This window comes from Pseudomonas sp. DC1.2, from assembly GCF_034351645.1.
In the GTDB taxonomy this organism is placed as follows: domain Bacteria; phylum Pseudomonadota; class Gammaproteobacteria; order Pseudomonadales; family Pseudomonadaceae; genus Aquipseudomonas.
The window spans coordinates 284770-297863 of sequence record NZ_CP133782.1; the positions used below are offsets into that span (position 1 = coordinate 284770).

The 13094-nt window shown below is 59.6% G+C and carries 10 protein-coding genes and 1 pseudogene; 9 read left to right on the plus strand and 2 right to left on the minus strand.

Annotated features, from left to right (window positions below; genetic code table 11):
* The first annotated feature begins 118 nt into the window (after positions 1–118).
* The 9 genes from choX (at position 119) to RHM68_RS01360 (ending at position 11078) form a co-directional block, all read left to right on the plus strand.
* The gene (gene choX, locus RHM68_RS01320) at positions 119–1066 is read left to right on the plus strand and encodes a choline ABC transporter substrate-binding protein (RefSeq protein WP_322223648.1); all 948 of its coding nucleotides are present in this window, start codon (positions 119–121) and stop codon (positions 1064–1066) included.
* A gap of 93 nt (positions 1067–1159) precedes the next feature.
* The gene (locus RHM68_RS01325; protein WP_322220159.1) at positions 1160–2077 is read left to right on the plus strand and encodes an alpha/beta hydrolase; all 918 of its coding nucleotides are present in this window, start codon (positions 1160–1162) and stop codon (positions 2075–2077) included.
* Between the two features lie 104 nt (positions 2078–2181).
* Positions 2182–3153: a prolyl aminopeptidase gene (gene pip / locus RHM68_RS01330; RefSeq protein ID WP_322220160.1), complete on the plus strand. Its 972-nt coding sequence runs from the start codon at positions 2182–2184 to the stop codon at positions 3151–3153.
* A complete protein-coding gene (gene dtd, locus RHM68_RS01335) occupies positions 3150–3587 on the plus strand; it encodes a D-aminoacyl-tRNA deacylase (protein ID WP_322220161.1) in 438 nt (145 codons plus the stop codon). The genes pip and dtd overlap by 4 nt, the downstream gene beginning before the upstream one ends.
* Positions 3588–3908: 321 nt before the next feature.
* Positions 3909–5723, plus strand: a complete 1815-nt coding sequence (locus RHM68_RS01340) for a glucan biosynthesis protein G (protein ID WP_322220162.1) — start codon at positions 3909–3911, stop codon at positions 5721–5723.
* The gene (mdoH, locus tag RHM68_RS01345; RefSeq protein ID WP_322220163.1) at positions 5716–8286 is read left to right on the plus strand and encodes a glucans biosynthesis glucosyltransferase MdoH; all 2571 of its coding nucleotides are present in this window, start codon (positions 5716–5718) and stop codon (positions 8284–8286) included. Before RHM68_RS01340 ends, mdoH begins: the two co-directional genes overlap by 8 nt.
* Positions 8287–8534: 248 nt before the next feature.
* Positions 8535–9332, plus strand: a complete 798-nt coding sequence (locus RHM68_RS01350; protein ID WP_322220164.1) for a transporter substrate-binding domain-containing protein — start codon at positions 8535–8537, stop codon at positions 9330–9332.
* A gap of 59 nt (positions 9333–9391) precedes the next feature.
* Positions 9392–10351: an amino acid ABC transporter permease gene (locus RHM68_RS01355; RefSeq protein WP_322220165.1), complete on the plus strand. Its 960-nt coding sequence runs from the start codon at positions 9392–9394 to the stop codon at positions 10349–10351.
* Entirely contained in the window at positions 10344–11078 is a 735-nt protein-coding gene (locus RHM68_RS01360) for an amino acid ABC transporter ATP-binding protein (RefSeq protein ID WP_322220166.1), read from the plus strand. Before RHM68_RS01355 ends, RHM68_RS01360 begins: the two co-directional genes overlap by 8 nt.
* Positions 11079–11128: 50 nt before the next feature.
* Here RHM68_RS01360 and RHM68_RS26595 read toward each other — a convergent pair whose 3' ends face one another.
* Both RHM68_RS26595 and RHM68_RS26600 read right to left on the minus strand, forming a co-directional pair.
* The gene (locus RHM68_RS26595; RefSeq protein WP_416195234.1) at positions 11129–12001 is read right to left on the minus strand and encodes a methyl-accepting chemotaxis protein; all 873 of its coding nucleotides are present in this window, start codon (positions 11999–12001) and stop codon (positions 11129–11131) included.
* Positions 11987–13045 (minus strand): annotated as a pseudogene (locus tag RHM68_RS26600) (methyl-accepting chemotaxis protein); the annotation flags it as partial. The pseudogene RHM68_RS26600 and the gene RHM68_RS26595, both read right to left, overlap by 15 nt.
* Positions 13046–13094: the final 49 nt, after the last annotated feature.

The following is a 13094-nucleotide window of genomic DNA, read 5'->3' on the forward strand; positions in this document are numbered from 1 at the left end:
ACCGTGCAAATCTCGGTCGCCACAGTTCGCTTTTACCCGCTCGACGCTGCGTAATGTTCTGGGCACGGTGCATGAAGACACCGACCCCAACAATAATCTGCCGCACGAGATCATTCCGATGAAAAGACTGTTCACTCGCTGTCTCTCAATCCTCTGCGGCACCGCCCTCTTGAGCACCAGCGTTCTGGCCAGTGAAGACGCTTCCTGCAAAGTCGTGCGCATGGGCGTGGTCAACTGGACTGACGTCATCGCCACCAGCGGCATGGCCGATGTGTTGCTCAATGGCCTAGGCTACGAAAGCAAACAAACCAGCGCCGTGCAGCAAATCATCTTTGCTGGCATCCGCGACAAACGTCTCGATATCTTTCTGGGCTACTGGAAACCGGCGATGGATAAGAACATTGCGCCGTTCCTTGCCGCCAACCAGCTCAAGGTCATGGACACACCCAGCCTCTCGGATGCCCAGGCGACGCTTGCCGTGCCTGACTACGTTGCGGCGGCGGGCCTGAAAACCTTCGCCGACATCGCCCGCTTCAAGGATCAACTGGGCGGCAAAATCTACGGGATCGAGCCCGGCAGCGGTGCCAACACCACCATCAAAACCATGATCGAGACCAATCACTTTGGCTTGAAGGATTTCAAACTGATCGAATCCGGTGAGGCCGGCATGCTCGCGGCCGTGCAGCGGGCGGTGAGTCGCAAGGAGTTCGTGGTGTTCGTCGGCTGGAACCCGCACCCGATGAACATCAACATGAAGCTCGCGTACCTGACCGGCAGTGACGACGTTTATGGCCCGAACGAGGGCGCGGCAACCGTTTCCACCGTCACCGCTGCGGACTACGCCGAGCGCTGCCCGAACGTCAATCATCTGCTGCAAAACCTGACGTTCACCGCCGCCCAGGAAAGCCAACTGATGGTGCCGATCATGGAGCGCAAAACGCCGCAGGATGTCGCCAAACAATGGTTGCGTGACCACCCGGAAGATCTTCAACGCTGGCTAGCCGGTGTCAGCAGTGTTGATGGCAAGGATGGCGTGTCGCGCGTACAGGCCAGCCTGAAAAACTGAACCCGGGCGCACTTTTTGTGTGGGGTCGAGCCTGATCGCGCGCCCACACAAAGTCTGGCCACATAATCCCCTGATCGGACTGACAGCAAGCTCATGGCCCTTTATCCCCTCACCGACACAATGTCAGCCTTCGTCGCGAAAACCCTCGGCTTCAACAGCACCGACAGTAGCCTCGCCGGGTTGCGTCAGGCCTACAGCGAAATGTGCCGGGCCTTTACCCCGCCACGTCCTGCCGGGCTTGAAGTCACGGACTTCACGCTGTCCGGGGTGGCGGTCCGGTCTTATCGACCACCGGTGACGCCAGCAGCCAGCGGTTGGCCTTGCCTCTTGTACCTGCATGGCGGCGGCTGGGTGGTGGGGAACCTGGATTCCCACGATTTTATCTGCGCAGAGCTGGCGGCAACGCTGGGGGCGGTGGTGGTTGCCGTGGACTATCGGTTGGCGCCTGAACATCCCTTTCCGTCCGGTTTCGAAGATTGCCTGAAGGTCTGGCGAGCCCTGCGCTCGGGGCCCTTTTGGTTCGATCCAGAAAAAATGATCGTGGCCGGCGACAGCGCCGGCGGTAATCTGGCCGCGGCCCTCTGCCTGGCCTTGCGTGACGCTGGCGAGCCGTTACCCATGGCGCAGGTCCTGATCTATCCGGGCCTGGGCGGTGATCAGCGATTGCCCTCGCGCGAGGAGTGCGCCGACGCGCCGCTACTCAGCAGCAGCGACCTGGCGTGCTACCAGGCACTCTATCTACGGGGCAGCGAAAAACTGACGGCCTACGCGATGCCGTTGCTGGCCACCGATTTCAGTGGATTGCCACCGGCCTTGATTGCCGTGGCGCAGTTCGACCCGCTGCGCGATGACGGCGTCGTCTATGCCGAGCGCCTGAATGCCGCCGGCGTGGCCGCGACGCTTTACTGTGGGCCAGGGTTGGTTCACGGCTGTCTGCGGGCTCGGGGGCAAGTGCCGGAGGTCGACCGGCTCTACGAAACCTTGCTGGTGTACATGGCTGACAAACTCTGACTCTGCAAGGGCATGCTCATTGACGTAATTCGGGTTTATGATGCCGGACGGCAGACTAATAGAAGTCCCCCCAGGGATGACCTCGACCCCTTACGGAGCGCGCAATGCAGACTTTGTACCCGCAGATCAAACCCCACGCCCGGCACGATCTGGCCGTCGATGAAACTCACACCCTGTATGTAGACGAAAGCGGTTCACCGCAAGGTTTGCCGGTGGTGTTCATCCACGGCGGCCCCGGTGCCGGCTGCGATGCTCAAAGCCGACGGTACTTCGACCCGAACCTGTACCGCATCGTGACCTTCGATCAGCGCGGTTGCGGTCGTTCCACACCGCACGCCAACCTGGAAAACAACACCACCTGGGACCTGGTCGCCGACCTTGAGCGGATTCGCAAGCACCTGGGCATCGAGAAATGGGTGCTGTTCGGCGGCTCTTGGGGATCGACGCTGGCCTTGGCCTACGCGCAAACCCACCCGGAGCGTGTACACGGTCTGATCCTGCGGGGGATCTTTCTCTGCCGTCCGCAGGAAATCGAATGGTTTTACCAGGCCGGCGCCAGCCGTCTGTTCCCCGACTACTGGCAGGACTATATCGCGCCGATTCCACTGGACGAGCGCGACGACTTGCTCAGCGCGTTCCACAAGCGCTTGATCGGAAACGATCAGATTGCCCAGATGCACGCCGCCAAAGCCTGGTCCACTTGGGAAGGTCGGACGGCCACCCTGCGTCCGAACCCGCTGGTGGTCGACCGTTTTTCCGAACCCCAGCGTGCGCTGTCCATCGCCCGCATTGAATGCCACTACTTCACCAACAACGCGTTCCTGGAACCCAACCAACTGATCCGCGACATGGGCAAGATCGCCCATTTGCCGGGCGTGATCGTTCACGGTCGTTACGACGTGATCTGCCCGCTGGATAACGCCTGGGAATTGCATCAAGCCTGGCCGAACAGCGAATTGCAGATTATTCGCGACGCGGGGCATGCGGCGTCGGAACCGGGCATTACCGATGCGCTGGTGCGTGCCGCTGACCAGATGGCCCGCCGTTTGCTTGATCTGCCACCGGAAGAAGCGTGAAGGGGCTGCTACAACGCGTGCGAGGCGCGCGAGTCGAGGTGGCGGGGGAGGTGATCGGCGCGGTGGACCAGGGTTTGTTGGTACTGGTAGCGGTGGAGCCCGATGACACTCGCCTCAACGCCGACAAACTTCTGCATAAGCTGCTTAACTATCGGGTATTCAGCGACGCCGAGGGCAAGATGAATCTGTCCCTGGCAGAGGTGGGAGGTGGGTTGCTGCTGGTGTCGCAGTTCACCTTGGCCGCCGACACCAAGAGCGGGTTGCGCCCCGGTTTTTCGACGGCGGCGCCTCCGGCGTTGGGTGAAGAACTTTTTGACTATCTATTAGGCAAAGCGAAACAGGTGCATGGCACTGTGGCATCAGGTAGATTCGGCGCGGATATGCAGGTGCATCTGGTCAACGATGGCCCGGTAACCTTCCTGTTACAGACCTGAATCTGCTTGAAAGATCTTTTTAGAGGTGTTTCGACTGAAAACAGGGGTTTTTCGCGATAAATACTTTGTTACCCCTGATGCGTTGTAACGCGGCCTACTAGATAATCGCGCGCTACGGGGATCGGCGTTCGTTGGTCCATTTTGACTTAGGTAGAGACTTGTCCGGGACCGTTTGGGGAATCATTTAGCCCCATCGGAGTCGGAATAATGCTCGCCAACTTGGCAAGGGTGGTTTGCAAGGTCGGTTTTTTCATACCGTTTTCCTTGCAGGCACTTAATCTGGCCGTTGGTTTTTTGATCTGTTTTCGGCGAGGGTTGCTCGTGATTGTTAGTCCCTGTAATGCACCAAAATTGTCTACCAAACGGATACGAAGCGCACTGGTAGCGGGCTCGGCACTGCTTTGCCTGTTCAGCGCCGGCCAGCTTTGGGCATTCAATCTGGATGATGTATCGGTTAAGGCAAAAGAGCTGGCCGGGCAGAAATACGAAGCCCCGCGCAGTAACCTGCCGAACGAATTCCGCGAGATGAAATTCGCGGACTATCAAAAAATTCGTTTCCGCACCGAAAAAGCCGAATGGGCCGATCAGAAAACGCCGTTCAAGCTCTCGTTCTATCACCAGGGCATGCACTTCGACACGCCGGTGAAAATCAACGAAATCACGGCGAGTAACGTTGAAGAGATCAAATACGACCCGAGTCGTTTCGATTTCGGCGACTTGAAATTTGATCCTAAAGCCACCGAACAACTGGGTTATGCCGGTTTCCGTGTGCTGTACCCGATCAACAAAGCCGACAAGCAAGACGAAATCATGACCATGCTCGGCGCGAGTTACTTCCGCGTTGTCGGCAAGGGGCACACCTATGGCTTGTCCGCGCGCGGCATGGCTATCGATACCGCGCTGCCGTCTGGCGAAGAGTTTCCGCGCTTCACCGAGTTCTGGATTCAACAGCCAAAACCGACCGACAAGCACCTAGTGATTTTCGCCCTGCTGGATTCGCCTCGCGCCACCGGTGCCTATCGCCTGACCCTGCGTCCAGGCAGCGACACGATTGTCGACGTCAAGGCACGGATGTTCCTGCGTGACAAAGTCACGAAGCTCGGTGTCGCGCCGCTGACCAGCATGTACCTGTTCGGCGCCAATCAGCCGTCGAAAGTGCTGAACTACCGCCGCGAACTGCATGACTCCAGCGGTCTGTCGATCCATGCCGGCAACGGCGAATGGATCTGGCGTCCACTGAACAATCCGAAACACTTGGCCGTGAGCAACTTCTCAATCGAGAACCCGCGCGGTTTCGGCTTGCTGCAACGTGGCCGTGACTTCAGCCACTACGAAGACCTCGACGACCGCTACGACAAGCGCCCAAGCGCCTGGATCGAGCCCAAAGGCGACTGGGGCAAAGGTTCTGTCGATCTGGTCGAGATTCCAACCGCCGACGAAACCAACGACAACATCGTTGCGTTCTGGAGCCCGGAAAAACTGCCAGAGCCTGGCCAGCCGCTCGACGTCGCTTATCGCATGCACTGGACCATCGACGAAGCAGCGCTTCACGCTCAGGACAGCGCTTGGGTCAAGCAGACCCTGCGTTCTACCGGTGACGTGAAACAGTCCAATCTGATTCGTCAGCCTGATGGCAGTGTTGCCTATCTGGTCGACTTCGAAGGCCCATCGCTTGCTGCCTTGCCGGAAACTGCCGATGTCAGCAGTCAGGTCAGCGTTGGCGACAACGCCGAACTGGTCGAGAACAGCGTGCGTTATAACCCTGAGACCAAGGGCTGGCGCCTGACGCTGCGGATGAAAATCAAGGACCCGAGCAAGTCCACCGAGATGCGCGCGGCGCTGGTCGAGAACATCGTGCCTGCTGACCTTGCGAACACCTCGATTCCTACGTCCAGCTCCTCCGTGGCCAAGGCTGATAAAGTCGCCGCCAAGCAACAGGAGAAGGAAGACAAGGACGCCAAGCAGGGCGACGCAAAACAAGCTGATGCCAAGCCAGCCAAGGTTGGCAAGGATCAGGCCGCCAAAGACGCCAAACAGCCTGTGGCTGCAGACGCGGTCCCAGCCACACCGGAATCGGCATCGACTCAAGAAGTCCTGACCGAGACCTGGAGCTACCAGTTGCCTGCCGATGAGTAATTCTCACCCACAGCCAGAGACTCTGTCCGAGTACCTGGCGCATTTACCGATGACCGACGAGCAGCGCGCGGAACTCGCGGGCTGCCAGTCCTTCAGCGAACTGCACCAACGCTTGTCGTCTTCGACATTCGACGCACCGACCGACGCGGCTCAAGCGTCTGTCGGCCGTCGTTTGACGCTCAACACCGCCGAAGAGCTGGACGAAGCGCAGATGCTGGCCGTCGACGCCAGTGGTCGGGTCTGCCTCAAGGCGACGCCTCCCATCCGCCGGACCAAAGTTGTGCCGGAGCCATGGCGCACCAATATTCTGGTACGTGGCTGGCGGCGCATGACGGGTCGCACCAATCCTCCGGCTCCGCCGAAGGATGAGCGTGTGCTGCCGGCGGCTCGCTGGCGGACCGTGGGCTCGATCCGTCGCTACATTCTGCTGGTACTGATGCTGGGCCAGACCATCGTTGCCGGCTGGTACATGAAAGGCATCATGCCGTATCAGGGCTGGTCGTTTGTTGACCTCAACGAAGTGCTGCGCCAACCGTTCCTGGCCACCGCGACGCAAGTGCTGCCGTATGCGTTGCAAACCAGCATCCTGATCCTGTTCGGGATTCTCTTTTGCTGGGTTTCGGCAGGTTTCTGGACCGCGTTGATGGGCTTCCTCGAGTTGCTCACCGGGCATGATAAATACCGTATTTCCGGCGCCAGCGCTGGCAACGAGCCGATCGCCAAGGACGCACGCACCGCACTGGTGATGCCGATTTGCAACGAAGACGTGCCACGGGTATTTGCCGGTTTGCGGGCGACTTTTGAGTCGGTCGCGGCCACGGGTGACCTTGATCGTTTCGACTTCTTTGTCCTGAGCGATAGTAACGAAGCCGACATCTGCATCGCCGAGCAACAGGCCTGGCTGGATGTCTGCCGCGAGGCCAAGGGTTTCGGCAAGATTTTCTACCGTCGCCGTCGCCGTCGCGTTAAACGCAAAAGCGGCAACCTCGATGACTTCTGCCGTCGCTGGGGCGGTGACTACAAGTACATGGTCGTGCTCGACGCGGATTCCGTGATGAGCGGCGAATGCCTGACCAGCCTGGTGCGCTTGATGGAAGCGACGCCGGATGCCGGTATCATCCAGACCGCGCCTCGTGCGTCGGGCATGGACACCCTGTATGCGCGCATGCAGCAGTTTGCGACCCGTGTCTACGGTCCGCTGTTCACCGCCGGTCTGCACTTCTGGCAGTTGGGTGAATCCCACTACTGGGGCCACAATGCAATCATCCGCATGAAGCCGTTCATCGAGCACTGCGCCTTGGCGCCGTTGCCGGGTAAAGGTGCATTTGCGGGCGCGATTCTGTCCCACGACTTCGTCGAAGCGGCATTGATGCGCCGTGCCGGTTGGGGCGTGTGGATTGCCTACGATTTGCCGGGCAGCTATGAAGAGTTGCCGCCGAACCTGCTGGACGAACTCAAGCGTGACCGTCGCTGGTGCCACGGCAACCTGATGAACTTCCGGCTGTTCCTGGTCAAAGGCATGCACCCGGTACACCGTGCGGTGTTCCTGACCGGGGTGATGTCTTACCTGTCGGCGCCGTTATGGTTCTTCTTCCTGGTGTTGTCCACGGCGTTGTTGGCGGTGAACACCCTGATGGAACCGCAATACTTCATGGAACCGCGACAGCTCTATCCGCTGTGGCCGCAATGGCATCCGGACAAGGCTGTCGCGCTGTTCTCGACAACTATTGTGTTGCTGTTCCTGCCAAAGTTATTGAGCATCATCCTGATCTGGGCGAAGGGCGCGAAAGAGTTCGGCGGCAAGTTCAAGGTGACGTTCTCGATGCTGCTGGAGATGCTGTTCTCCATGCTGCTGGCGCCGGTGCGGATGATTTTCCACACCCGATTCGTCCTTGCCGCGTTCCTTGGTTGGGCCGCGACCTGGAACTCGCCGCAACGTGATGATGACTCCACGCCCTGGAGCGAAGCCGTCAAGCGCCACGGTCCACAGACCTTGCTGGGCTTCTTCTGGGCCTTGCTGGTGATCTGGCTGAACCCAAGCTTCCTGTGGTGGTTGGTGCCGATCGTCGGTTCGTTGATGCTGTCGATTCCGGTGTCGGTGATCTCCAGCCGTGTCGGTCTGGGCCTGAAGTCCCGTGACGAGAGCCTGTTCCTGATTCCTGAGGAATACAATCCGCCACAAGCCCTGCTGGCCACGGATCAGTACACCCATGAAAACCGTTATCACGCGTTGAAAGACGGCTTCATCCGCGCGGTGGTCGATCCCCAGCAGAACGCGTTGGCGTGCTCGCTGGCGACTTCCCGTCACGGTCAGGCCGAGCCGATTGAATGGCTGCGGGTCGAGCGCGTTCGTCATGCGTTGAAGGTCGGACCTTCTGGGCTGAATAACCACGACCGTCTGCAACTGCTGAGTGACCCGGTGGCGTTGGGTCGTTTGCATGAGCAAGTCTGGAATGAAGGCCACGCCGAGTGGCTGGACGCCTGGCGGACTTCGGTGAAAGCCGATCCGCATGCGCCGGTGCTGCCGCTCAAACCACTGAGCGCACAACCTCAGTTGGCCTGACGAAAAAACCCCGCGAAAGCGGGGTTTTTTTTGCGCCGACTGATCGTGGCTGATCGTTCCCACGCTCTGCATGGGAACGATCGGCGTATGAGTAACAAATCCTGCGTAAACCCTTGTGCAAACGAGCGAGTGCGTTAGCATCCGTCCCCGAATTGGTGCGCCCGGATAATTTGTGTCCGTATTGGTGCGTTTCCGCAGCGGGAACGGCCATTTGTGCGCCTCACACGTAATGGTTTGGGGACTTGATGATGAAGAAGTATCTCTCGATGCTGCTGGTCGGCGTCACGGCACTGGTTGCAGTCAGCGCGGCGCAGGCCGGTGCCATCGATGACGCGGTCAAGCGCGGCACGCTGAAAGTCGGGATGGACCCGACCTACATGCCGTTCGAAATGACCAACAAGCGCGGCGAGATCATTGGTTTCGAAGTCGACATCCTCAAAGCCATGAGCAAGGCCATGGGCGTCAAGCTGGAACTGGTGTCTACAGGCTACGACGGCATCATCCCGGCCCTGATGACCGACAAGTTCGACATGATCGGCAGCGGTATGACCCTGACCCAAGAGCGCAACCTGCGCCTGAACTTCAGCGAACCGTTCATCGTGGTCGGCCAGACCCTGCTGATTCGTAAGGAGCTTGAAGGCACCATCAAGTCTTACAAGGACCTGAACACCGCCGACTACCGTATCACCTCCAAACTCGGCACCACCGGCGAAATGGTCGCCCGGAAAATGATCTCCAAAGCCCAGTACCACGGCTACGACAACGAGCAGGAAGCCGTGCTCGACGTGGTCAACGGTAAGGCCGATGCCTTCATCTACGACGCGCCTTATAACGTCGTGGCGGTGACTAAGGTCGGTGCAGGCAAGCTGGTGTTCCTCGACAAGCCGTTCACCTACGAGCCACTGGCCTTTGGCCTGAAGAAGGGTGACTACGACAGCCTTAACTTCATTAACAACTTCCTGCACCAGATCCACGAAGACGGCACCTACGATCGCATCCATGACAAGTGGTTCAAAGACACCGCTTGGCTCAAGGACATGGAATAGCCCACCGCTGATCGTTCCCACGCAGAGCGTGGGAACGAGCGAATCTAAGAGTCCTGCAAATGAAAGCTAAAAAATCCCAACTGCCCTGGCACGTCCTGACCGTGCTCGTGCTCATCGGCCTGGCCGGCGCGTTGTATTACGCCACCTCGCTGATGGCCTACGAATGGCGCTGGAATCGTGTGCCGCAGTACTTCGCCTACCACGCCGAGGAGTCCCTGCGCGCCGCCGATATTTCCACGGTCAGCGAACTGGTGCGCCAAGGTGACAAGGCTCAGGTCACCCTACGTAATGACGCGGGCGTCGAACAACACCTGACGGTCGATGACAATAGCCTGCAAGTTGCTCAGGGTGATGACGTGGCTGAAGGCGACGTTGTCGGTGTGACCCGACATTGGGCCGCAGGCCCGTTGCTCTGGGGTCTTTGGACCACGCTGTGGTTGTCGATGGTGTCTGGCGTCCTTGGTTTGCTGATTGGCCTGGCTACCGGCCTGTGCCGACTGTCCACCAACCCGACTCTGCGCGACCTCTCGACGATCTACGTCGAATTGGTGCGCGGTACACCGCTGCTGGTACAGATTTTCATCTTCTACTTCTTCATCGGCACCGTGATGAACCTGTCCCGAGAATTCGCCGGGATTGCTGCGCTGTCGCTGTTCACCGGCGCCTATGTGGCCGAGATCATCCGCTCTGGCGTGCAGTCCATTGCCCGTGGCCAGAACGAAGCCGCGCGCTCGCTGGGGTTGAGTGCCGGCCAGTCGATGCGCCACGTGGTGCTGCCGCAAGCGTTGAAGCGTGTGCTGCCGCCGTTGGCCGGTCAGTTCATCAGTCTGGTCAAGGACACCTCTCTGGTGTCGGTGATCGCGATCACTGAACTGCTCAAAAGCGGCCGAGAAGTCATCACCACCTCGTTCTCGCCGTTCGAGATCCTGTTCTGCGTCGCCGCGCTGTACCTGTTGATCAACCTGCCGCTGTCGAAAATCGCCAGCCGGCTTGAGCGGAGGCTCGCGCAAAGTGATTGAAGTCCGCAATTTGGTAAAAGTCTTCGATACCCGTGGTCAGGTCGTTCGTGCGGTGGATAACGTATCGACCACCGTCGCCACGGGCGAGGTGTTGGTGGTGATCGGTCCGTCCGGCTCCGGCAAGTCAACCTTCTTGCGCTGCCTCAATGGCCTTGAGGCATTCGACTCAGGCTCGGTGAGCATTGGCGGCCTGCAACTGGCCGATCCAAAAACTGATGTGAATGCCTATCGTCGGGACGTCGGCATGGTATTCCAGCATTTCAACCTATTCGGACACATGACCGTGCTGGACAACCTCTGTCTGGCCCAGAAAGTCGTGCGCAAGCGCGGTAAGCGGGAGCGTGAGGCCAAGGCCATGGCGTTGCTGGAAAAGGTCGGCATCGCGCAGAAGGCCAACGAGTTCCCGTCGCGCCTGTCTGGCGGCCAGCAACAGCGTGTGGCGATTGCTCGCGCGTTGGCCATGGAACCGAAGGTCATGCTGTTTGATGAACCGACGTCCGCGCTCGACCCGGAAATGGTCGGCGAAGTGCTGGACGTGATGAAAACCCTGGCCGTCGAAGGCATGACCATGGTCTGCGTCACCCACGAAATGGGCTTTGCCCGGGAAGTGGCGGATCGGGTGCTGTTTTTCGATCACGGGAAACTGCTGGAAGACGCTTCGCCGGCCGAGTTCTTCGGCGCCCCGAAAGACCCTCGCGCCCAGGCGTTTCTGCGCCAGGTTCTTTAATCGCTTCGACTGATCGTTCTCACCGCGGTGGGAACGATCAGCCTGACCGACTAAACCTTGAACTTGCCGACCAACACCTGCAACTGCGTGCCCAACCGCGCCAGCTCAACGCTGGACGCCGCGGTCTCTTCACTGGCGGCCGAGGTTTGCTCGGACACGTCGCGCACGTTCAGTACGCTGCGGTTAATTTCTTCTGCCACGGCGCTTTGTTGTTCGGCTGCCGCCGCGATCTGCTGATTCATCGACTGAATTGCCGACACGGTGCGTGTGATGTTTTCCAGCGAGCCGCCGGCGCGACGGGTCAGTTCGACGCTGCTGTCGGTCAGGGCGCGGCTGTTATCCATGATGGTCGAAACTTGTTGGGTGCCGGCTTGCAGGCCGACGATCAACTCTTCGATTTCCTCGGTAGACTTTTGCGTGCGCTGCGCCAGGCTGCGCACTTCGTCGGCCACCACCGCAAAGCCGCGTCCGGCTTCACCGGCGCGGGCGGCTTCGATGGCGGCGTTCAGCGCCAGCAGATTGGTTTGTTGGGCCACGGACTTGATCACGTCGAGCACGCTGCCGATCTTGTCGCTCTCGCGTTTGAGATGACTCATGGCTTCGGTGGAGTTGCCCACTTCCTTGGCCAGGCGCTCGATCTGAGCAATGGCTTCGCCGACTACTTTGTCGCCTTCGCGGGCTTGTTGGTCTGCGGCAACTGCGGCTTCTGACGCTTCCTCGGCGTTGCGTGCCACTTCCTGCACGGTGGCGGTCATTTCGTGCATGGCGGTGGCCACCTGATCAGTCTCAATCTTCTGGCTGTTGACCCCGGCACTGGTTTGCTCGGTCACGGCGGACAGCGCTTGGGCGGCGCTGGCGATTTGCGTGACACCTTGGCTGATGCCTCCGATCAATTCACGCAGGCCCACGGTCATGCTCTGCATGGCGCGCTGAAGCTGGCCCAGTTCATCCTTGCGCAGTGAAACGAGGTTGTGGGTCAAGTCGCCAGCGGCGACGCGCTCAGCGACGTTGAGGGTCTGGCTCAAGGGAATGACAATCTGACGAGTGATGGCGAGCGCAGCGAGCAAACCAAAGACCAGCGCCAGTACCGAGGACATCAGCAGCAGGCTCTTGGCGTGGTCGGCGTCGGTGTCGCGGACGACCGTTTGCGAGACGGTCAGTTTTTTGCTGACGTCGAGCATGATGTCGCCCTGTTCGCTCATGCGCTTCAGGGCGGCGGCACTGGCGAGCTGTGAGTCGCGAAACTGGCTGACGGCGGCGCGATAGGCTTTGAGCGAATCGGTGGCCTGTTGCAGGTTGGCGGTGTATTGCTCCGGCAGTTTGGCTGTCAGGCCTTCGAGGCTTTTCAGCGCGTTGTCGATGGCGTCCAGCGCGGGTTGCTCGGCTTCGGTCTTGGCACTGTAGGTGTAGCCGCGGACCTGGAAGCGTGCTTGCTGGATCAGTTTGCTCAGGTCGATCACGCTGTTGAACTGGGCAATGTTGTCGCCTTGCAGCAGGGACTTCTCGACTTCCGAGACTTTGACCACGGCGTTGTCCGCGTTGGCTCCCAGCTTGTTACGAGCGTCTTCGCGATTGGCTCCGGCCTGAGTCATGGCGATGAAAGCTTGTCTGTACTGGTTGACCGCGGCCAGTTGCTGATCGATCAGCGCCACGTCAGCGGGTTGCTCGATCAGTTTGCGTGCGGTTTGCAGGCCGGCTTCAAGTTGCCCCAGCAGCTCGTTGACCACGCCAGGGCCTTGTTCGCCACGGCGCATTTCGTAGTCGAGGCGGGCCAGTCGCAAGTCTTTGGTCAGCTCAGTGAGGCTGGAAATAAACCCTAGCTTGTCACCACGGCTCATGACACCGGTCAGGCCGGTCCAGCCGGTGAAGGTAATTAACAGGGTCAGGAGCAGGACCAGACCGAAGCCGACACCCAGTTTACGATTAACGCTGACGTTTCCCAGTTTCTCGGCTAGCCATCGGTACATGCTGCTATTCCCCTTGGACCACAAGTTGGTTTTATGGGAAGCATATCGG